Origin of the sequence: Variovorax sp. 679 (assembly GCF_003952185.1) — a bacterium.
In the GTDB taxonomy this organism is placed as follows: Bacteria; Pseudomonadota; Gammaproteobacteria; order Burkholderiales; family Burkholderiaceae_C; genus Variovorax.
The window spans coordinates 103,698-124,907 of record NZ_RXFS01000005.1 but is presented as its reverse complement, the minus strand read 5'-3'; the positions used below and the strand labels follow the sequence as shown (position 1 = coordinate 124,907).

20 protein-coding genes are annotated in these 21,210 nt (G+C 69.5%); 16 read left to right on the top strand and 4 right to left on the bottom strand.

The window, feature by feature from the left end:
* The first annotated feature begins 65 nt into the window (after positions 1 to 65).
* Complete coding sequence (locus EJO71_RS13805; protein ID WP_125949516.1) at positions 66 to 1,823, top strand: lysoplasmalogenase family protein; 1,758 nt, start codon at positions 66 to 68, stop codon at positions 1,821 to 1,823.
* Here EJO71_RS13805 and dmeF read toward each other — a convergent pair.
* Together dmeF and ruvB are read right to left on the bottom strand one after the other, a co-directional pair.
* Positions 1,820 to 2,779, bottom strand: a complete 960-nt coding sequence (gene dmeF, locus EJO71_RS13800; RefSeq protein WP_125949517.1) for a CDF family Co(II)/Ni(II) efflux transporter DmeF — start codon at positions 2,777 to 2,779, stop codon at positions 1,820 to 1,822. The genes EJO71_RS13805 and dmeF overlap by 4 nt on opposite strands.
* Positions 2,780 to 2,785: 6 nt before the next feature.
* On the bottom strand, positions 2,786 to 3,850 hold the full coding sequence (ruvB, locus tag EJO71_RS13795; protein ID WP_125949518.1) for a Holliday junction branch migration DNA helicase RuvB: 1,065 nt from the start codon (positions 3,848 to 3,850) through the stop codon (positions 2,786 to 2,788).
* An 88-nt stretch (positions 3,851 to 3,938) separates the two neighbouring features.
* Here ruvB and EJO71_RS13790 point away from each other — a divergent pair, with 88 nt between their 5' ends.
* Genes EJO71_RS13790 through EJO71_RS13760 form a run of 7 tightly spaced genes read left to right on the top strand, consistent with a single transcriptional unit; the run spans position 3,939 to position 10,419 of the window.
* Positions 3,939 to 4,562, top strand: coding sequence for a CDP-alcohol phosphatidyltransferase family protein (locus tag EJO71_RS13790; protein WP_125949519.1), 624 nt, complete (start codon positions 3,939 to 3,941; stop codon positions 4,560 to 4,562).
* The gene (locus tag EJO71_RS13785; RefSeq protein WP_125949520.1) at positions 4,559 to 6,325 is read left to right on the top strand and encodes a bifunctional alpha/beta hydrolase/class I SAM-dependent methyltransferase; all 1,767 of its coding nucleotides are present in this window, start codon (positions 4,559 to 4,561) and stop codon (positions 6,323 to 6,325) included. The genes EJO71_RS13790 and EJO71_RS13785 overlap by 4 nt, the downstream gene beginning before the upstream one ends.
* Positions 6,326 to 6,356: 31 nt before the next feature.
* Entirely contained in the window at positions 6,357 to 7,706 is a 1,350-nt protein-coding gene (locus EJO71_RS13780; RefSeq protein WP_125949521.1) for a phosphatase PAP2/dual specificity phosphatase family protein, read from the top strand.
* Complete coding sequence (locus EJO71_RS13775) at positions 7,696 to 8,142, top strand: hypothetical protein (protein ID WP_125949522.1); 447 nt, start codon at positions 7,696 to 7,698, stop codon at positions 8,140 to 8,142. The genes EJO71_RS13780 and EJO71_RS13775 overlap by 11 nt, the downstream gene beginning before the upstream one ends.
* A gap of 47 nt (positions 8,143 to 8,189) precedes the next feature.
* Complete coding sequence (locus EJO71_RS13770) at positions 8,190 to 8,876, top strand: lysophospholipid acyltransferase family protein (RefSeq protein ID WP_125949645.1); 687 nt, start codon at positions 8,190 to 8,192, stop codon at positions 8,874 to 8,876.
* The gene (locus tag EJO71_RS13765) at positions 8,873 to 9,829 is read left to right on the top strand and encodes a phosphatidate cytidylyltransferase (RefSeq protein WP_125949523.1); all 957 of its coding nucleotides are present in this window, start codon (positions 8,873 to 8,875) and stop codon (positions 9,827 to 9,829) included. The genes EJO71_RS13770 and EJO71_RS13765 overlap by 4 nt, the downstream gene beginning before the upstream one ends.
* Complete coding sequence (locus EJO71_RS13760) at positions 9,826 to 10,419, top strand: YdeI/OmpD-associated family protein (RefSeq protein WP_125949524.1); 594 nt, start codon at positions 9,826 to 9,828, stop codon at positions 10,417 to 10,419. The genes EJO71_RS13765 and EJO71_RS13760 overlap by 4 nt, the downstream gene beginning before the upstream one ends.
* A gap of 9 nt (positions 10,420 to 10,428) precedes the next feature.
* Here EJO71_RS13760 and EJO71_RS13755 read toward each other — a convergent pair whose 3' ends face one another.
* Positions 10,429 to 11,043, bottom strand: a complete 615-nt coding sequence (locus tag EJO71_RS13755; protein WP_125949646.1) for a Crp/Fnr family transcriptional regulator — start codon at positions 11,041 to 11,043, stop codon at positions 10,429 to 10,431.
* Here EJO71_RS13755 and EJO71_RS34330 point away from each other — a divergent pair.
* The 8 genes from EJO71_RS34330 to EJO71_RS13720 all read left to right on the top strand — a co-directional run bounded on the left by EJO71_RS34330 (position 11,042) and on the right by EJO71_RS13720 (position 20,600).
* Complete coding sequence (locus EJO71_RS34330) at positions 11,042 to 11,197, top strand: hypothetical protein (protein WP_164546834.1); 156 nt, start codon at positions 11,042 to 11,044, stop codon at positions 11,195 to 11,197. The genes EJO71_RS13755 and EJO71_RS34330 overlap by 2 nt on opposite strands.
* Positions 11,198 to 11,335: 138 nt before the next feature.
* Positions 11,336 to 12,400, top strand: coding sequence for a porin (locus EJO71_RS13750; RefSeq protein WP_125949525.1), 1,065 nt, complete (start codon positions 11,336 to 11,338; stop codon positions 12,398 to 12,400).
* A 19-nt stretch (positions 12,401 to 12,419) separates the two neighbouring features.
* Positions 12,420 to 14,531: an acetate--CoA ligase family protein gene (locus tag EJO71_RS13745; protein WP_125949526.1), complete on the top strand. Its 2,112-nt coding sequence runs from the start codon at positions 12,420 to 12,422 to the stop codon at positions 14,529 to 14,531.
* Between the two features lie 67 nt (positions 14,532 to 14,598).
* Positions 14,599 to 15,543 (top strand): tripartite tricarboxylate transporter substrate binding protein, encoded by a 945-nt coding sequence (locus tag EJO71_RS13740; RefSeq protein WP_240651412.1) that lies wholly within the window; start codon positions 14,599 to 14,601, stop codon positions 15,541 to 15,543.
* Between the two features lie 47 nt (positions 15,544 to 15,590).
* Positions 15,591 to 16,979, top strand: a complete 1,389-nt coding sequence (locus tag EJO71_RS13735) for a DUF1254 domain-containing protein (RefSeq protein WP_125949528.1) — start codon at positions 15,591 to 15,593, stop codon at positions 16,977 to 16,979.
* Between the two features lie 3 nt (positions 16,980 to 16,982).
* On the top strand, positions 16,983 to 18,323 hold the full coding sequence (locus EJO71_RS13730) for a DUF1254 domain-containing protein (RefSeq protein WP_125949529.1): 1,341 nt from the start codon (positions 16,983 to 16,985) through the stop codon (positions 18,321 to 18,323).
* Positions 18,320 to 19,579, top strand: coding sequence for an alkyl sulfatase dimerization domain-containing protein (locus EJO71_RS13725; RefSeq protein ID WP_125949530.1), 1,260 nt, complete (start codon positions 18,320 to 18,322; stop codon positions 19,577 to 19,579). Before EJO71_RS13730 ends, EJO71_RS13725 begins: the two co-directional genes overlap by 4 nt.
* 22 nt (positions 19,580 to 19,601) lie before the next feature.
* Entirely contained in the window at positions 19,602 to 20,600 is a 999-nt protein-coding gene (locus EJO71_RS13720) for a tripartite tricarboxylate transporter substrate binding protein (protein ID WP_125949531.1), read from the top strand.
* A gap of 22 nt (positions 20,601 to 20,622) precedes the next feature.
* On the opposite strand, the gene ruvA is transcribed toward EJO71_RS13720, so the two are convergent.
* Positions 20,623 to 21,195, bottom strand: coding sequence for a Holliday junction branch migration protein RuvA (ruvA, locus tag EJO71_RS13715; RefSeq protein WP_093205790.1), 573 nt, complete (start codon positions 21,193 to 21,195; stop codon positions 20,623 to 20,625).
* Positions 21,196 to 21,210 lie beyond the last annotated feature (15 nt).

Here is a 21,210-nt window from a genome sequence, read left to right as displayed (position 1 = left end):
CACGCGATGGCACACCCGTGACATCCCGGTGACGCGTTGCCGCGCGACAACGCCACAATCCCGCGATGCGCCCTGGCCAGATCATCGTTCTCGCAACCCCTGTCTTCTTTCTTCTTATCGCGATCGAATTCGCGGTCGGCCGCGCACGCGCGCGCCGCGGCACCGGGCAGGACACCTACCGCCTCGCCGACACCGTGAACAGCCTCGGGCTGGGCATCCTGAGCCAGATCAGCGCGGTGCTCACCGGGCTGCTGCGCATCGGCATCTACACGGCCGTGTATTCGGCGGTAGCGCTGTTTCCGCAGGAGGCGGCAAAGGAGTTCTGGACGACGTGGTACGGCTGGCTGCTGGCGCTGCTGTTCTACGACTTCTGCTACTACTGGCTGCACCGCATGGGCCACGAGTCGGCCGTGTTGTGGGCGGCGCACGTGGTGCATCACCAGAGCCAGCACTACAACCTGTCGACGGCGCTGCGGCAGACCTCTAGCGGCGCTCTGCTCGGCTGGATCTTCTACATGCCCATGGCAGTGGCGGGCGTGCCGCCGGTGGTGTTCGCGGTGGTGTCGCTCGTCGACCTGCTCTACCAGTTCTGGGTGCACACCGAGCAGGTGGGCAAGCTGGGCTGGTTCGACCGCTGGTTCTGCTCGCCCTCGAACCACCGCGTGCACCACGCGGTGAACGACAGGTACCTGGACCGCAACTACGGCGGCATCCTGATCGTGTGGGACCGCATGTTCGGCACCTTCCGCGAGGAGGACGAGCGCTGCGTCTACGGCACGCGCGGCGAACTGCGCAGCTGGGACCCGCTGTGGGCCAACGCCGAGGTGTACTCGGCGCTCGCGAAGGATTCATGGCACGCACGCAGTTGGGCCGACAAGCTGCGCGTGTGGTTCAAGCCGCCGGGCTGGCGACCGGCCGACGTGGCGGCGCGCTTTCCGAAGCCGGCCTTCGACATCGCCAAGGTGACGCGCTACGAGCCGGCGGTGAGCCCCGGCGTGCAATGGTTCGCCGGCGTGCAGTTCGTGCTGCTGATCGGGTTCGCCGTGGTGTTCCTGTGGTTCTCCGACGAGATGCCGCTGGCGAAATCCGCCGTGTGGCTGGCCGCGCTGACGGCCATGCTGTGGGCCATCGGCGGCGCGCTGCAGGGGCGGCTGACCGTCACCGAGGTGCTGCTGGTCGAGGCTGCGGCCTTGGCCACGGCCAGCGCGGCGCTGGGCATCGGCTGGCTGCATTTCGTCTTCAAGCCACTGGCGCTGTCGATCGCGATCTTCTTCGCGGCCCGCCGTGCAATGGCGGCGGGCACGGTGACCGGCTTCGACGGCCTGCTGCTGGCCGGGCTGGTGGCCTCGCTGGCGGGCGACGTGCTGCTGATGGGGCCGAACCGGATGTTCGTTCCCGGCCTCGTGTGCTTCCTGCTCGCACACCTGGCCTACATCGCGCTCTTCCGCATCGGCGTCGGCATGTTTCCGCGCCGCGGGGCATTGGTGGCGACGCTGCTGATCGGTGCCGGCATGTACGCCTTCCTCTGGCAGGGCGGCCTGCCGGCGGCATTGCGGATTCCGGTCGGCGCCTATGTGGTGGTGATCGCATGCATGGCGGCGCAGGCCATCGGGCGTGCCGCCGTGCTGCGGGACACGGACCCGTCGGCCGCCTGGGTGGCGGTGGGCTCGTGTTTCTTCATGCTGAGCGATTCGCTGCTGGCCACCAACCAGTTCGTGTCGCCGCTACCGCTCGCGCCGCTGTGGGTGCTGTCGACCTACTACGCGGCGCAGATGCTGATCGTGCGCCACGCACGGCCCTCAAGGAAAACCGGCGGCAGCTAGTCGACGCAGCGCTGGATTTCCACCGTGGAGTGGCGGATTTCCTCGTGCATCGAGAAGCAGGCACGCACCTGGTCGGCCGTGAGCGTCGGCGAGTGCGTCACCACGGTGAGCGCGCAGGCGTAGGCATCGCGCCCCACGCGCCACACGTGCAGGTCGGCCACGCGGGTTTCGGAGTCGGCCAGCATGGTCTCGACGCCTTCGCGGATTTCCTCGGTGACGGGGTGGTCCATCTCGCGGTCGAGCAGCACCTTGCCGGTTTCCTTCAGCAGCCCCTTGGCCCAGACCGCCACCAGCACCGCGCCGACGATGCCCATCGCCGGGTCGAGCCAGGCCCAGCCGTAGAACCAGCCGCCCAGCAGCGCCGCGATGGCGAGCACCGAGGTCGCGGCATCGGCCACGACGTGCAGGTAGGCCGAGCGCAGGTTCAGGTCGTGGCCATGCCCATGGTCGTGGTGATCGTGATGGTCGTGCGCGTGTCCGTGGTCATGCCCGTGATGGTGATGCGCCCCGCCCAGCAGCCGCGCGCAGACGAGGTTGACCACCAGCCCCAGCACCGCCACCGTGATGGCTTCGGGATAGTGGATCGCCGCCGGCGACCACAGCCGCTCCAGCGAGCCGAACACCATCAGCGCCGCCACGCCCAGCAGCGCCAGCGCGCTCGCGAAACCGCCGAGCACCTCGATCTTCCAGGTACCGAAGGCGAAGCGCGGGTCGCGCGCATAGCGGCGCGCAGCCGCGTAGGCAAAAGCGCTCAGGCCGATGGCCAGCGCGTGCGAACTCATGTGCCAGCCGTCGGCCAGCAGCGCCATCGAGTTGAACCACCAGCCGGCGCCGATCTCGACGACCATCATCGCGAAGGTGATCCACATCACGAGGCGCGTGCTGCGCTCCGCGGAAGAGGTGTCCGCGCCGAAATGGTGGTCGTGCTGCCAGGCGCTCAGGTCATGGGTGTGCATCGGGAATCAGGCTCCAAAGAGATCGGGGCCGTCGGCACGGCCGGAAGGCGGGGCCACGCCGAGATGGCGGTACGCGGCCAACGTGGCGATGCGCCCGCGCGGCGTGCGCTGCAGGTAGCCCTGCTGGATGAGGTAGGGCTCGATCACGTCCTCGATGGTGTCGCGCTCCTCGCCGATGCTGGCGGCCACGTTGTCCAGGCCGACCGGGCCGCCGTCGAAGCGGTGGATGACGGCCTCGAGCAGCTTGCGGTCCATCAGGTCGAAGCCCTGCGGATCGACGTCGAGCATGGCCAGCGCCCGGTGCGCGATGTCTTCCGTGATGCGGCCGTTGCCCTTCACGTCGGCGTAGTCGCGCACGCGGCGCAGCAGGCGGTTGGCGATGCGGGGCGTGCCGCGCGAGCGGCGGGCGATCTCGAAGCCGCCGGCCTCGTCGGCCTCCACCTTGAGCAGGCCGGCGCTGCGGTGCACGATCAGCGCGAGTTCTTCCGCTGTGTAGAACTCCAGCCGCGCGACGATGCCGAAGCGGTCGCGCAGCGGGTTGGTCAGCATGCCGGCGCGGGTGGTGGCGCCCACCAGCGTGAAGGGCTGCAGGTCGAGCTTGATGCTGCGCGCCGCGGGGCCCTCGCCGATCATGATGTCGATCTGGTAGTCCTCCAGCGCCGGATACAGGATTTCCTCGACGACCGGGCTCAGGCGGTGGATCTCGTCGATGAAGAGCACGTCGTTGGGCTCCAGGTTGGTCAGCAGCGCCGCCAGGTCCTTGGGCTTCTCGAGCACGGGGCCGGAGGTCTGGCGCAGGTTGACGCCCAGCTCGGCCGCGACGATGTGCGACAGCGTGGTCTTGCCCAGGCCCGGCGGGCCGAACAACAGGACGTGGTCGAGGGCTTCCTTCCGCTTGCGCGCGGCGCCGATGAAGATCTCGAGCTGCTCGCGCACCTTGGCCTGGCCGACGTACTCGTCGAGCAGCTTGGGGCGCAGGGCCCGTTCGATGGCCTCCTCGTTGGGGGAGGCCGGAGCGGCGGACACCACGCGTTGGGGGGCGGGCGCGAAATCGTCTGTCTGGATGGTCATTGGCTGGGGGTGTGCGCCGATGAGTTTAGTGCCTGCCACACACTGGCAGAATGCTTCGGCCATATAACGAACGAGGGGAAGCCAGCACGTGTCGATCTACGAACTGAAGCCGCGTTTCCAGGCCCTGCTGCGGCCGCTGGTGGTCCGCCTGCATGCGATGGGCGTCACGGCCAACCAGGTCACGCTGGCGGCATGCGTGGTTTCGGTCGTGCTCGGGCTCTGGCTCTTCTTCGCGGCGCCTTCGCTGGCCGCCTTCGGGCTCATCCCTCTGTGGATGTTCCTGCGCATGGCCTTCAACGCCATCGACGGCATGCTGGCGCGCGAGCACAACCAGCAGAGCAAGCTGGGCGCCTTCCTCAACGAACTGACCGACGTGGTCTCCGACGCGGCGCTGTACCTGCCCTTCGCGCTGGTGCTGCCCTTCAGCGGCTTCTGGGTCGGCACGGTGATCGTGCTGGCCGGGCTGAGCGAATTCGCCGGCGCGCTGGGGCCCACCGTGGGCGCCTCGCGCCGCTACGACGGCCCGCTGGGCAAGAGCGACCGGGCCTTCGTGTTCGGCGCGCTCGGCCTCTACGTGGCGCTGGGCCTGCCGCTGCCGGGCTGGACGGCCTGGCTGATGCCGCTGCTGGCGGCATTGGTGGCCTGGACCATCGTCAACCGCATCCGCCGCGCACTGGCGGAGGCCGATGAAAATTCCACAGGGACTCAATGACCAACACGACTTCTCGCATCGCCGAAGAACTCCATTTCCAGACGCACGACGGCGAATCGCTTTTCTACCGCCGCTGGCCCGCCACGGGCGCCGCGCGGCGCGGCGCCGTGCTGCTGTTCCACCGCGGCCACGAGCACGGCGCGCGCATGGCGCATCTCGTCGACGAACTCGACCTGCCCGATTTCGACTTCTACGCCTGGGACGCCCGCGGCCACGGCCGCTCGCCCGGCCAGCGCGGCTACAGCCCCAGCTTCGGCACCTCGGTGCGCGACGTGCAGACCTTCGTGCAGCACATCGGCGCCGTCCACGGCGTGCCCGAGCAGGACATCCACGTGGTCGCGCAGAGCGTGGGCGCGGTGCTGATCGCCACCTGGGCGCACGACTACGCCCCCAAGGTGCGCGGCCTCACGCTCGCCTCGCCGGCCTTCAAGGTCAAGCTCTACGTGCCCTTCGCGCGCGCGGGGCTCGGGCTGATGCACAAGCTGCGCGGCCTGTTCTTCGTCAACAGCTACGTGAAGGCGAAGTTCCTCACGCACGACCCGGAGCGCATCGCCAGCTACGAGAGCGATCCGCTGATCTCGCGGCCCATCGCGGTCAACATCCTGCTGGGCCTGTACGAGGCCGCCGACCGCGTGGTAGCCGACGCCAACGCGATCACGCTGCCGGTACAGCTTCTCATCTCGGGCGCCGACTGGGTGGTGCACCACAAGCCGCAGCACCAGTTCTTCGAGCGGCTGGGCAGCGCGGTCAAAACCAAGACCGAGCTGCCGGGCTTCTTCCACGACACGCTGGGTGAGAAAGACCGCGCGCCGGCCGTGGCGCAGATCCGCGAATTCATCCTCCAGCGCTTCGACGAACCCGCCGTGCCGGTGGACCGCCGCGAGGCGCACCTGAGCGGCGACACGGCCGACGAGTCGCGCGCGCTGGCCGAACCGCTCTCGCCCCTGTCTCCGCGCGGCGCCTACTGGGCCATGACGCGCGCCGGGCTGAAGCTGGGCGGCACCATGTCCGAGGGCATCAAGCTCGGCCACGACACCGGCTTCGACTCGGGCAGCACGCTCGACTACGTCTACCGCAACCATCCTCAGGGCAGCTCGTTCATCGGCCGCTCCATCGACAAGACCTACCTGGAGTCGATCGGCTGGCGTGGCATCCGCCAGCGCAAGATCCACGTCGAGGAACTGCTGCGCATCGCGATGGAGCGGCTGGCCGAGATGCACCGCGAGGTGCGCCTGATGGATATCGCCGCCGGCCACGGCCGCTACGTGCTCGACGCGGTGCTGGCGAGCCCGGTCAAGGCCAGCTCGATCCTGCTGCGCGACTACAGCGACATCAACGTGCGCGACGGCCGCGCGCTCATCGCCGAGAAGGGCCTGGAAGACGTCGCTCAGTTCGTGCAGGCCGACGCCTTCGACCGCATGAGCCTCGCGAGCGTGGTGCCGCGGCCCACGCTGGCCGTGGTGTCGGGCCTGTACGAACTGTTCCCCGACAACGAGATGGTTCGCCGCTCGCTCGCGGGCGTGGGCGACGCGGTGGAAGACCGGGGCTACCTCGTCTACACCGGCCAGCCCTGGCATCCGCAGCTGGAGATGATCGCGCGCGCCCTCACCAGCCACCGCCAGGGCGAAGCCTGGGTGATGCGCCGCCGCACCCAGTATGAGATGGACCAGCTGGTGGAGGAAGCGGGCTTCCGCAAGATCGACCAGCGGGTGGACGAGTGGGGCATCTTCACGGTGTCGCTGGCGGTGCGCACCGAGCGATGAGCGCAGCGGCGCGCAGCACCGAGGCCCTGCAATGAGCGCCCCGCTGGCACGACGGCCATGGAAGCGCGCCGCCGCCTGGCTGGTGTTCCTGGGGCCGTTGTTCTACGCGACCTACGGCTTCGCCAACTGGTGGGCGACCACGCGCGCCAACGTGCCGTCGATGGCCTTCGAGTGGGAGCGCCACGTGCCGTTCTGGCCGTGGACCATCTTCCCGTACTGGACGATCAACGTCTTCTACGCGCTGTCGCTTTTCCTCGCGCGCAGCCGGCACACGCTCGACCGGCATGCGCTGCGGCTGGTGACGGCCACGCTCATTGCCTGCACCTGCTTCATCCTCTGGCCGCTGCACTTCAGCTTCGGGCAGCCGCCGGTCGACGGAGCTCCGGCCTTCCTGTTCAACGCGCTGCGCGGCTTCGACCAGCCCTTCAACCAGGCGCCCTCGCTGCACATCGCGCTGGCGGTGATCCTGTGGGACTGGTACCGGCAGTTCATCCGGCCGCTGTGGGCGCGGCTGGTGCTGCACGTCTGGGCCTTCGCCATCTGCGCCTCGGTGCTCACGACATGGCAGCACCACTTCATCGACATTCCGACCGGCGCGCTGCTCGGCCTGTTCTGCGTGTGGCTGTGGCCGCTGGAGCGCGTGGTGTCGATGCCGCGCGCATGGCGCACCACCCGCGATCCGCAGCGCTGGAAGCTGGCGGGCTTCTACGCCGTGGGCGCGGCGCTGTTCCTGGCGGCCGCGCTCTACGGCGGCGGCATCGCGCTGTGGCTCGCATGGCCGGCCGCCTCGCTCACGCTGGTGGCGCTCAACTACGCGGGCTTCGGCGCACGCGGCTTCCAGATGGACAGCCGCGGCCGCATGGGCTGGGCGACGCGCTGGATGCTGGCGCCCTACCGGCTCGGCGCAGCCGTCAATGCCTGGCTCTGGACCCGCAAGCTCCCGGCCTCGGTCGAGGTGGTGCCGGGCCTGCGGCTGGGGCGCCGGCCGACGCATGCCGAATGGCTCGCCGCCGGGCAGCCCCGGCTGGTGAGCCTGTGCGCCGAGCTGCAGATGCCGGCCGGCGTGCCGCATGCGCGCTGCGTGCCGGTGCTCGACCTGACGGTGCCGCCCACCGTACGCCTGCAGCGCGCGGCGGCCGTCATCGAAGGCCAGCGCCGAAGCGCGGACGGTGCCACAGTGTGGGTCTGCTGCGCGCTCGGTTTCTCGCGCAGCGCGGCGGCGGTGATCGCCTGGCTGGGCCGCTACGGGGCGGCCGGCGGCGTCGCCCAGGCCGAGGACACGGTGCGTCGGGCGCGGCCGCAGATCGTGCTGCGGGACGCCTGGCGGATGTCGCTGGAGCCGATCAAGCCCTTGCAGGAGGTGCCGCGCCATGACCGATGACAACGACAGGACCACCTGCGCCGCGCTCGCGGCGCTGCTGCGCGCGATGGCGCTGCTGGCCCTCTGGGGCTTCGCGCTCACCTGCATCTCGGCGCTGGTGCTCGCGCTGACGCTGCGCTCGCTCTCGACCACCGCCACCATGGGCTTCGGCGCCGTGGTGATCCTCGGGGCGCTGGAGCGCTACTTCGCGTTCCGGCTGCGCTTCGACGAGGCGCTGTTCGACGGCCTTGCGCGCAACACCGTGGCCTCGCTCGACGCGCTCGACCGCGCGCTCTCCTCCCTCGGACTGCGCGAGCCGCCGCCCTCGCAGCACGCGCCCCGCCCGCTCGACGACCGCGTGCAGGGCACCCGCCAGCTCATGCAGCGCCACGCCATCGTGGTGGCCTGCCAGAGCGCCATGTTCCTACTTGCCTTGATGACACAGGACATCTCTTGAACGCAGAAGAAGACAACAAGAACAGAGACGACAAGCCCGAAAGCACCGTGCTGCGGCGCGGCCTCGCCGTGGTGGCGGGCAAGCTCATCATCGGCGCGGCCGGGCTGCTGACAGGGGTGCGCGCCATCTGGTCGGGTACCACGCCCAAGGCGGAGCAGACGCTGTACTTCGCCAACCACACGAGCCACGGCGACTTCGTGCTGCTGTGGGCCACGCTGCCGCCCGACCTGCGCGCGCTCACTCGGCCGGTGGCGGGGCAGGACTACTGGATGGCCTCGAAGACGCGGCAGTTCATCGGCATCGACGTGTTCAACGCGCTGATGATCCGCCGCGACGGCTCGGGCCAGGGCGAGAACCCGGTCGAGCAGATGAAGCAGGCGCTGGACGCCGGCGACTCGCTCATCATGTTCCCCGAGGGCACGCGCAACACCGGCGACGAGATCCTGCTGCCGCTCAAGAGCGGCCTCTTCCACCTGGCGCGCGCCTGCCCCAACGTGCGGCTGGTGCCCGTGTGGATCGAGAACCTCAAGCGCGTGCTGCCCAAGGGCACGCTGGTGCCGATCCCGCTGGCCTGCACGGTGCGCTACGGCGCGCCGATCTCGCTGGCCGAGGGCGAGGACAAGAACAGCTTCATCGCCCGCGCACGCGCGGCGATGCTCGACCTGCGTCCCGAATACGACAGGATCGAAGAGAACGGACAAGCCGGAAAGAACAACGGAGGGGCCGCGGCATGATCGAGCTTTCCCCCTTCGCATGGACCACGCTCAAGCTCTTCGGCGGCGTGGCCGGCGTGCTGATACTGGCCTCGGCCATCGGCGCGCTGCTCAAGTGGCGGGTTGCGCACGGCCAGCCGCACTCGGTGATCGACAACCTCAACTCGCGCGTCAACGCATGGTGGGTGATGGTGGCGGTGATCGGCATCGCCTTCGCCTTCGGCAAGGGCGGCGTGATCGTGCTGTTCTACCTGATCTCGTTCTATGCGCTGCGCGAGTTCATCAGCCTGGCCTACACGCGACGCGGCGACCATGCGCCGATCGCGCTGGCCTTCTACCTCGCGCTGCCGGGGCAGTACTTCCTGATCTGGATCGACTGGTACGGGCTCTACGCGATCTACATCCCGGTCTATGCCTTCCTGCTGCTGCCCATCCTGGCGGCTGTCAGCGGCGACACGCGGCGCTTCCTGGAACGCACCTCGAAGATCCAGTGGGGGCTGATGGTGTGCGTGTTCTGCATCAGCCACGTGCCCGCGCTGCTCACGCTGCAGATCCCGGGCTTCGAGGGCCGCAACCTGCTGCTGATCGCCTTCCTCGTGATCGTGGTGCAGGGCAGCGATGTGCTGCAGTACGTGTGGGGCAAGCTCTTCGGCAAGCGCAAGGTGGCGCCCGAGCTGTCGCCTTCCAAGACCTGGGAAGGCCTGATCGGCGGCGTGGCGAGCGCCACCGCGCTGGGCGCGGCGCTGTACTGGGCCACGCCCTTCAACCCGTGGCAGGCGGCGCTGATGGCGCTCACCATCTGCCTCATGGGCTTCTTCGGCGGCCTCGTGATGTCGGCCATCAAGCGCGACCGCGGTGTGAAGGACTGGGGCTCGATGATCGAAGGCCACGGCGGCATGCTCGACCGGCTCGATTCGGTGATCTTCGCGGCGCCCATCTACTTCCACGCGCTGCGCTACTGGTGGGTGCCATGAGCAAGACAGAAGAGCGCGTCGTGCACGACACGCCCGTCGAGTGCACCAACGCGGCCTCGTGGGCACGCTGGCTCAAGCGCCACCATGCCAGCGCCGCCGGCGTGTGGCTGCGCATCGCGAAGAAGGACAGCGGCATCGCCTCCGTCGACTACGCCGCGGCGCTCGAAGAAGCGCTGTGCTGGGGCTGGATCGACGGCCAGCGCAAGAGCGACGACGCGCAGTACTTCCAGCAGCGCTTCACGCCGCGCACCAAGCGCAGCATGTGGTCGCAGATCAACCGCGACAAGGTGCTGAAGCTCATCGACGAAGGCCGCATGCAGCCGGCCGGCCATGCCGAGATCGAACGCGCGAAAGCCGATGGCCGCTGGGACGCGGCCTACGAGGGCGTCGCCGTGGCCACCGTGCCACCCGACCTTCAGGCCGCATTGGACGCCAACAAGAAGGCCGCGAAGTTCTTCGCCACGCTCGACTCGCGCAACCGCTTCGCCGTGCTCTTCCGCACCCAGAGCGCGAAGAAGCCCGAGACCCGCGCGCGCCGCATCGCGCAGTTCGTCGAGATGCTGGCCAAGGGCGAGAAGATCCACCCCTGAGCGTCTAGCTCAGGTGCCCACGGCAATGCGCGCCAGCCGCTCGGCATCGACGATGCGGATGCGCTTGTAGCGCATGTCGATGGCGCCCTCTTCCACCAGGCGCCCGAGCTCCTTGTTGATGGTCTGGCGCGACAGGCCGAGCATGGCCGCCAGGTCGTTCTGCGACAGGCGCACCAGCGGGCCGGCATCGTCGCCTTCTCCCGCGCCCGGCCCCTGCCCGTTGTAGAAGTGGACCAGGCTCATCAGCGTCGCGGCCACGCGCCCGTGGATCGAGTTGAGCATCTGGTTCTGCAGCAGCACGATGCTCAGCCGCTGGCGCTGCAGGCCGAGCTTGGCCACGTCGCGCCACAGCACGGGCTCGGCGTCGAGCACCGCGATCACGGCATCGCTGGGCAGGTGGACGATCACCGAATCCTCGTGCGCGTGGTAGTCGTAGGCCAGCGGAACGTCTTCCAGCAGGCGCACCAGCGGCGCCACCTGGCCCGGCCCCAGCAGCGCGTTGACGTACTTGCGGCCGTTGCTGCTCATGCTGCTGATCTCGAGGCAGCCCGACACCACCACCAGCAGTTCGCGCCGGTGGCGGTCGTGCGCCAGCACCTGCGTGCGCCGCCTGTAGCGCTCCATGCGCGCCGACTTCATCAGCTCCGCCCGGCGCGCGTCGGGCCAGCGCGAGAACAGCTCGTTCCAGCGCAGCGCCCGCTCGAGGAGCGCGGCGCTCTCCTCGGCGTTGCGGGGGGTGGAAGGGGTCGATCGGGCCAGCGGGTTCTCCCTGCAGTGATGTTCATGAATCTGTCAAAGCGTTGACAGATTCGGGAGCCCGTCATTTCTATCGTAAGCACCGGACATCGACAAGCACACAAGCGGCACCGCCATGCATCACCCGCATGCGGCAAGCCCTACCGGAGACAGACAACACATGAAGAAGACAGCCGCCGCCGGCCTCGCGCTGGCGGCCTATTCCTCGCTCGCGCTGGCGCAGAGCAGCGTGACCATCTACGGCACGGTCGACCTCTACATGGGCTTCGCCAAGTCGGGCAAGACATCGTCGACGCGGCTGGAGGACGGCGGCCAGACCGCCTCGCGCCTTGGCTTTCGCGGCGTCGAAGACCTCGGCGGCGGGCTCAGCGCGCACTTCACGCTGGAGAGCGGCTTCGCGCCCGACACCGGCAACGGCACGCTGCCCGGGCCCGCCATGTCGTTCAGCCGGCAGTCCTTCGTCGGCCTGTCGGGGCCATGGGGGCAGATCGACGCGGGCCGCATGTACACGCCGATGTTCTACACGCTGTTCAAGGCCGACCCGTACGGCGTGAACTCCGTGTTCTCTCCGATCAACCTGGTGGCCGCCACAGACGCGCAGCCGGGGCTCACGCCTTTCGCGGCCCGCGCCAGCAACATGATTCGCTACCGCACGCCGGCCAGCAGCGATTTCTTCGCGGACATCGCCTACGCGCCCGGCGAATCGAGCGCGCCCAGCCACCAGAGCGGCAACTTCTACGGCGGCAGCGCGGGCTGGTCGCGCAAGCCCTACTACATCGCCTATGCGTTCCAGCGTGCACGCTCCGGCTCGGCCGCGGCGCCCGTGGCCGACCCGGCCACCACCACCTACCAGGCGCTGAGCGGCGCGTACGAGCTGCCTGACATCGGGCTGCAGTTCTACGCCAACTACGTGCGCAACAGCTCGAGCCTGCCGCGCGTTCCCACGGCGAAGCTCGCGAGCCTGGGCGTCACCTACAACGTGACGCCGACGTCGAACCTGATGTTCGAAGCCATGCAGCGCAAGGTGGACGACACCGGCCGCTCGCAGCTCGCCTGGACGCTGGGCTACGACTACTACCTGAGCAAGCGCACGGTGCTGTACGCGCGCTGGCTGCGCCTGCTCAACCGCAACGGCGCCTCGGCCTCGCTCGCGACCATCACGGTCGCGCCGGACAGCGGCAACGGCGTGCGCGTGCTCGCCACCGGCATCCGCCACAACTTCTGAAACCTCTACGCCACGCTCCATGGATTTCTTCAGTTCCCAGGCCGAATCGCTCTCGGCCCTGTTCGCGCCACGCTCCATCGCGGTGGTCGGCGCCTCGTCCAACCCGCAGAAGATCGGCGGCATTCCGGTCGACTACCAGCGCCGCTTCGGCTTCGACGGCGCGCTCTACCCGGTCAACCCCAACGCCGACCGCATCCAGGAGCTGCAGGCATGGCCCAGCCTGCGCGCCATCGGCCAGCCGGTGGACCTGGCCATCCTCGCCGTGCCAGCCGCGCTGGTCGACGGCGCGCTCGACGACGCCATCGCCGCGAAGGTGAAGGGCGTGGTGCTGTTCTCGTCAGGCTTCGCCGAGACCGGCGCCGAGGGCACGGCCGCGCAGACACGGCTCGGCGACAAGGCGCGTGCGGCCGGCGTGCGGCTCATCGGCCCGAACTGCCTGGGGTTCATGAACATCGCGCGCAATGTCTACGCGACCTTCTCGCCGGCGCCCGGCGTGGGCCGGGTGGCGGCGGGGCGCATCGGGCTGGTGAGCCAGTCGGGCGCGTTCGGCGCGTACGCCTACTCGATGGCACGGGCGCGCGGCGTCGGCCTGTCGCTGTGGGCCACCACCGGCAACGAGGCCGACGTGCAGTTCGCCGACTGCCTGGCCTGGCTCGCGCAGGACCCGGCCACCGACGTGATCATGGGCTACATGGAAGGCTGCCGAGACGGCCCCCGGCTGCGCGCCGCGCTGGCCCTCGCGCAGGCGAACGGCAAGCCGGTGGTGATGGTCAAGGTCGGCAGCACGGCGCTGGGCGCGCAGGCTGCCGCCTCGCACACGGCCGCGCTCGCGGGCGACGACGCGGTGTACGACGCGGTGTTCCGCCAGTACGGCGTGCTGCGCGCGCGCAACCTCACCGAGTTCTTCGACCTGGCCCACAGCGCGGCCGTGGCCGGCCGGCCGCGCGACCGCTCTATCGGGCTGTTCACGCTCTCGGGCGGTGTGGGCGCGCTGATGGCCGACGAAGCTTCGGCGCAAGGCCTCGACGTGCAGCCGCTGAGCGAGGCCGCGCAGGACACGCTGCGCAGCTGGGTTCCCTTCGCGGCGCCGCGCAACCCGGTCGACATCACGGGGCAGGTCACGAACGACATGAGCCTGCTGGAGCGCAGCGCGCGCGTGATGCTCGACGACCGCGGCTTCGCGTCGTGGATGGGCTTCCTGGCGGCGGCCGGTGCGTCGGATGCGTTCTGGCCTGTGCTGCGCGAACTGGTGGGCTCGCTGCGCGCGGCGTATCCCGACACGCTGCTGGCCATCAGCACCCTGCTGGCGCCCGAGCGCCGCGCCGAGTTGGAGGCGATGCGCTGCCTGGTTTTCGCCGATCCGTCGGACGGCATCCGCACGATTGCCGCGCTGGCCGGGTTGAAGACCGGTGCGGCGCCTGCGGCGGACTCGGCTCCTGCCTCGAATCCGCTGAAGCTCGCACCCGGCACCATGTCCGAACCCGACGCCCTGGCGCTGCTCGCCGAAGCCGGCGTGCCCGTGGTCGAGCACCGCGTGGTGCGCAGCGCCGATGAGGCCACTGCCGCCGCCGAAGCCATCGGCGACGCGGTGGTGGTGAAGATCGTGAGCGCGGACATCCCGCACAAGTCGGACGTCGGCGGCGTGGCGCTCGGCCTGCGCGGCGCGGCGCAGGCACGCGCGGCCTTCGAGCGCACGCGCGACCACGCGCTCACCGCCCGGCCCGATGCGCGGCTCGACGGCGCGCTGGTGGCGCGCATGCTGGGCGGCGGCGTCGAATGCATCGCCGGCGTGCACCGCGACCCGGTGTTCGGCCCGGTGCTGATGTTCGGCCTGGGTGGCATCCACGTCGAGACGCTGCGCGACGTGTCGCTGCGCGCGCTGCCGATCACGCGCGACGACGCACTGGCCATGGTGCGCGAGCTGCGCGCCTTCGCGATCCTCGACGGCGCGCGCGGCCGTGCGCCTGTCGACCTCGAATCGATCGCCGATGCGCTGTGCGCGCTGGCCGGTTTCGCGCTGCGCTGCGGCGATTCGCTCGACAGCGCCGAGATCAACCCGCTGATCGCGCGGCCTCGTGCCGATGGCGGCTGCGTGGCGGTCGACGCGCTGGTCGTCGGACGCGCCGGATGAACAACAACCGGAGACAGATCGCATGACGACATCGAAGAGACAACGTGCCGCACTCGGCATCGGCGCCATGCTGGCCCTCGTGGCAGGCGGCGCGCAGGCCGAAGCGCCCTTTCCGTCGAAGCCGCTTCGCATCATCGTGCAGTACCAGGCGGGCGGCTCCACCGACATCCTCGCGCGCATCGTGGCCGAAGGCCTGTCGAAGCGGCTGGGCCAGCCGGTGGTGGTCGAGAACCGCAGCGGCGCGGGCGGGATCATCGGCACCGACTACGTCGCCAAGAGCGCGCCCGACGGCTACACGCTGCTGCTGACGGTGCCGGGCCCGGTCACCGCGAACATGGTGCTCTACAGCAAGCTGCCCTACGACCCGCGCACCGACCTGCGCATGGTCTCGGACATCGCCACCACGCGCACCGTGCTGGCGGTGCACCCCTCGGTACCCGCGAAGGACTTCAAGAGCCTGATCGCCACCGTGAAGGCCGCGCCCGGCAAGTACACGATGGGCTCGTGGGGCCCTGGCACGCAGCCGCACCAGATCCAGGTCTACATGGACAAGACCTACGGCCTGCAGACGCTGCACGTGCCCTACAAGGGCGAGAGCCCGATGGCGGTCGACCTGATCAGCGGCGTCATCAACATGACCGTCGGCTCGGTCACCACGCTGCAGCCGTACATCGCGGCCGGCAAGCTGCGACCGCTGGCGGTGGCCGGCCCGCGCCGCGCGAAAGCGCTGCCGGACGTGCCGACCTTCGCCGAGCAGGGCTACGCCGACGAGGTCTACGCGCTCACCGGCCCGACCTCGCTGATGGCCCCGGCGAAGACGCCCGACGCGGTGATCGAACGGCTCGGGCGCGAAGTCAGCGCGGTGGTCCGCCAGCCGGAAGTCAGCCGGCGCATCGAGGAACTGGGCGCCGAGCCCGTCGGCAACCTGCCGGCCGAGGCGAGCGCTGCCTACAAGGCCTTTCTTCCGGTGACGCTGCGGCTCACGCAGGCCACGGGCGTGAAGCTCGATTGAGCGCCGTCCATCCGCATTCCATGAACTCCAGCAAAGAGACATCCACCATGAACGCTCCCGATCCCAATCTCGCCGTTTTCCTCGCGCGCAAGGCACTCGCCCGCTCCATCGGCCTGGCCGCCTTCGTCTACGGCTACCCGCTCACCGAGACCTACCGCACCTGCGCCATGCAGACCGCGCCGCAGGCCGAGCGCCGCGCCGGTGCCTCGCACGGCTCGGACGTGCGTGCGCCGCTGAACACGCTGCACCACGCGCCGCGCCCTTCCACCCATGAAGACCGCGACGTGGTGACGCCGGCCAACGATCTGCTCTACACCATCGCGTGGGTCCACCTGGCCCCTGGGCCGATGCTGCTGACGGTGCCCGCGTCGTCGCGCCATCCCGGGCGCTACTTCGTGCTGCCGCTGTACGACGCCTACACCGAGAACTTCGAGAACCTCGGACCACGCAACTGCAACCCCGAGGGCGAGACCGTGGTGCTCGTCGGGCCCAACAGCATGGTGCCCGCATCGCTCGCCGGCCATCGCGTGGTGCATTGCCCCACCGATCTCGTCTGGCTGATCGGCCGCATCCTGGTGGGCGACGAGAGCGACTGGCCTGCAGCACGCGCGCTACAGGCCGAGATCAGGCTGGCACCCGCCCCCGGCACGGCACTGCAGGGCCGGCCGGCTGCGGTCGAGCACTGGGACGGCCCTCTGGTGGACGCGATGGCCGCCGCCTTCGAGAACGGCGAGCCGGCTGCACAGGTGGCACAGCGCTTCTTCACCAACATGTGCCGGGAACTCGCAGAGGCACCGGGCCGCGTGGAAGACCGTGCGCTGGTGGCCTGGTTCGGCCAGGCCGGGCTGCGGCCGGATGCCGCCTTCTCGTGGGACACACTGGACGAACCCGCGCGCGAGGGCCTGATCGAGGGCTTCGCGGAAGGCGTGCAGCTCGTCGGTGCGGCAGGCCGCAACCGCCGTCCCAAGCCCTGGTCGATGGCGCCCGCCACTGGACGCTACGGCGACGAGTTCCTCGGCCGCGCCCGCACCGCCTACCTGGGCCTGGGCGCGTTGGCCACCAGCGAGGCCGTGTACGCCGCTGCGCATCACGACGCGAAGCAGGAGCCGCTGGACGGCAAGCACAGCTACACCATGCGCTTCGAAGCCGACGACCTTCCGCCAGCGGATGCCTTCTGGTCGGTGACGCTCTACGACGCCGACCGTTTCCTCTACCCCAACGAGATCAGGCGCCACGCCATCGGCGACCGCACGCCCGGCCTGAAGCACGGCGCCGACGGCAGCCTGGAGATCCACATGAGCCACGCACGTCCGGCCGACGCCGCCAACTGGCTGCCGGCGCCGGCCGGGCGCTTCTACCTGATCCTGCGCATGTACTACCCACGCGAAGGCGTGCAGAGCTGGCGCGTTCCGGCCCTTCAGGCACGGGAAGGCTGAGCCATGCCAGCGACCATCGACAACGAACTGCGCACGCTGGCCGAGGAGGCCGTCGTCTACGCCTTTCCGCTCTACGAGATGAGCCGCATGCGCGCGGCCACCTCGCCGCAACGCACCGACATCGCCGGAGAAGCTCCGAAGCCTCATCGCTGGTGCAACGTGTTCACGCATGCGCGGCAGCTGCTGGGCGCGGGCAAGAGCCGCGTGGTCACGCCAAACAACGACACGCTCTACACCAACGCCTGGCTCGACCTGGGCGACGGCCCGCTCGTGATCGACGTGCCGGACACGGCCGGGCGCTATTACGTGCTGGGCCTGCTGGACTTCTACACGAACCCCTTCGCGCACATCGGCCAGCGGCTCACGGGCACGACCGCGCGCTCGTTTCTCGTCACGCCACCGGGCTGGCACGGCGAACTGCCGGCCGCGTTCCGGGAGGCGGGCGCGCGTATCGAAGCGCCGACGCGCTGGCTGTGGGTCATCGGGCGCATCCTGGTCGACGGGCCGCAGGACGTGCCTGCCGTCAATGCGCTGCAGGACGGCTTCATCGTGCGCACGCTCGGCGACTGGCAGGCGGGCAAGGCATCTTCGATGCCGAGGCACTTCGACCCGGCCTGTGATCCGAAAGCGCCGCTGACCGCCGAGCACTTCGCGGCGCAGGTGAATCGCGCGCTGCGCGAGAACCCGCCGCCCGCGCGCGATGCCGGGTTGATCGCCCGCTTCGCCTCGCTCGGTCTCGGACCTGACGTCGATGCGCTCGACGACACGCAGCGCAGTGTGCTTCAGGACGCACTCGATGCCGTGCTGCCGCAGCTGCGCGGCGCGCAATCCGGCACCACGTCTTCCACCGGCTGGGTGCAGATGCCGCTGGTCGAAGGCAGCTTCGGCGACGACCACCTGGCGCGCGCGCTGGTGGCGCTCAAGTACATCGGCATGCTCGAGAGCCGCGAGGCGACCTATCCGCTGGCGTGGAACGACGCTTCGGGGCGCAAGCTCAACGGAAGCAGCCGCTACACGCTGCGCTTCGCGCCCGGCGCGCTGCCGCCGGTCGAGGCCTTCTGGTCGCTCACGATGTACGACAGCCGCGACTACATGCTGGTGGACAACCCCATCGGCCGCTACGCCATCGGCGACCGAACGCCAGCGCTGCGCCATGACGCCGATGGCGGGCTTACGCTGCACATCCAGCATGCGCGCCCCGAAGGCGAGGCCGCGCATGCGAACTGGCTGCCGGCACCTGCCGGCGATTTCTATCTCTGCCTGCGCGCCTACGTGCCGCGCGAGGAAATGCTGGACGGCCGCTATGCGCTGCCGGCGCTGGTCCGCACCGGGGAGGCCGTATGAACACGAACGACACGGAACAGGAAAAGCCTTTCCTCATCGTCGGCACGGGCACCGAGACGGTGGCGCCGGGCCTGCACATCCTGCGCGGACAGGGCCAATCCTTCGTGGCCGAGACGGACGCCGGCCTCGTGGTGATCGACGCAGGGCCGGGCGGTCCGGTGACGCAGGGAATGATCGACGCGGTGCGCGAGCTCAGCAACGCGCCGCTGCATGCGCTGTGCTACAGCCACGGGCACGTGGGCTACAACTCCGGCGTGCCGATGTGGCTCGCGCATGCCGCGCAGCGCGGGGACGCGCCGCCGCGCGTCATCGCGCACCGCAACGTGCTGCGGCGCCAGGCCCGCTACCGGGAGACAGAGGCACTGCAGCACCGCATGGCCGAGATCCAGTTCAACCGGCCGGCTGGCTTCTTCGACCGGCGGCTCACGATGCACGCGCCCACGGAGACCTTCGAAGACAGGCTGCAGATCGGCCAGGGCGACAGCTGCATCGAGCTGCGCTGGGCGCCTTCGGAGACCGACGACGCGATCGCGCTGTGGAGCCCGTCGCAGCGCGTGCTGTACGGCGGCGCGGCGCTGATCGATTCGATTCCCAACATCGGCACGCCCTTTCGCACGATGCGCGACACGGTGCGCTGGGCCGACACGCTCGATGCGCTCGCGGCGCTCGGCGCGCGCAAGGCGGTGCGCGAGTTCGGCGCCACGCTCGAAGGCGAGGAGCAGGTGCGGCACGTGCTCACGCACACCGCGCGGGCACTGCGCTGGCTGCGCGCCGAGGTCGTGCGGCTGATGAACGAGGGCTTCAACGAGCGCGGCGTGCTGGCGCGCATCCGCTTTCCCGACGAGCTGTTCGGCGTCGAGTGGATGAAGCCCACGTATGGCGACCCCGGCTACATCGTGCGCGACATCTATCGCTCGGAGAACGGCTGGTGGGACCGCAACCCGACCTCGCTGCATCCCGAGGCGCCCGAGACCATCGGCCGGGCCGTGGGCGAGGCCATAACCGACAAGCGCGGCGTGATCGCGCATGCGCGCAGCCTCGCGAAGGACGGCAACTGGCAGCTCGCGCTACATGTGATCGACCTGCTGGCCATCGCCGAGGGCGACGCGCCCGAGATCGCGGAAGCGCGCTCGCTCAAGGCCGAATGGCTGCGCGAGCGCGCGCGGCAGGTGCCCAGTTACGTGTCGCGCAACCTGTATCGCGTCGGCGCGGACATGATCGAGCAGGGAACGCAGGGGCGCTTCGGCATTCACTGATACAGATGACAGGAGACAAGACATGAGAACAACACGCCTCCAGCGCCGACTGCGCATGCTGGCCCTGGGCGCGCTCGCGACCTGGGGCGCGACCGCCGCTCACGCGCAAGGCTCGGCCGATGCCTACCCCGACAAGCCGGTGACGCTGATCGTCCCCACGGCAGCCGCCGGCGGCACCGACACCATCTCGAGGCTGATCGCGGACGCGCTCTCCAAGAGGCTGAAGCAGCCCTTCATCATCGACAACCGCCCCGGCGCCAACGGCATCCTCGGCACCGAGCTCGCGGCGCGCGGCACGCCCGACGGCTACAAGCTGCTGTTCACCTACGCCGCGGCGATGGTGGTGAACCCCAGCCTCTACAGGAAGCTGCCCTACGACCCGGTGAAGGACTTCGCGCCAGTAGCGCAGATCGGGCGCGGCGGCAACCTGCTGCTGGTCCGGCAGGACCTGCCGGTGAAGACGCTCAAGGAATTCGTCGCCTATGCAAAGGCGCGCCCCGACAAGCTCAACTACTGCTCGTGGGGCAACGGCTCGGGCGGCCACCTCGCGATGGAGAGCCTCAAGAAGCAGGCAGGCCTTGCGATGACGCACGTGCCCTACAAGGGCAGCGGCCCCTGCGTGCAGGACCTGATGGGCGGCCAGGTGGATGCGGCGTTCGCGGACATGTCGTCCACTGTGGAGCTGGTGCGCGCCGGCCGCCTGAAGGCACTGGCGAACAGCGGCCCTTCGCGCATCCCGATGCTGCCCGACGTGCCGACGATGACCGAGGCCGGCTACCCCTTCACGAACTACTCCTGGTACGGGGTGCTGGCGCCCGCGAAGACGCCACCGGCCATCGTGAAGAAGCTCAATGTGGCGTTGAACCAGGTGCTGAAGGATCCGGCCGTGGTGCAACGCCTGCGAGAGCTCAACTTCACCGACCTTCCGCAGAACACGCCCGAGCAGTTCGGCGCGACGATGCAGAAGGACCTGCACGACTGGAGCGTGCTGGTGAAAGACATCGGGCTGACGCTCGAGTGAACGGCCTCCCGCTGGCCGAGGCTTACTTGGCCAGCGACTTCAGCGCCATCTTGATGCCCTCGCTCACCGTCGCATCCTTCGGCAGCGCCTTGAGCGCGAGCGCGGCTTCCTTGTCGCTGTAGCCCAGCGCGACCAGCGCCTGCAGGATGTCGGCCTGCGCATCGGAGGCCGCGTGCGCCGGCAGGCCGATGTCGGCGCCGAGCTTGCCCTTGAGCTCCAGCAGCAGCCGCTCGGCGGTCTTCTTGCCGATGCCGGGGATCTTCACCAGTCGGCCCAGTTCCTGCGTGGTGATCGCCTGCGAGAGCTCTCCCACGCTCATGCCCGAGAGCAGGCCCAGCGCGGTGCGCGGGCCCACGCCGGTGATCTTGATGAGCTGGCGAAAAGCCGCCCGCTCCTCGGCGGTACCGAAGCCGTAGAGAATCTGCGCGTCCTCGCGCACGACGAAGTGCGTGAGCAGCGAAACCTTGGTGCCGACGTTCGGCAGGTTGTAGAACGTGCTCATCGGCACGTCGACCTCGTAGCCGACCCCGTTGCAGTCCACAACCACCTGCGGCGGGTTGCGTTCGGCCAGCGTGCCGGTCAGTTTGCCTATCATGGGTGCCCTTTTTCC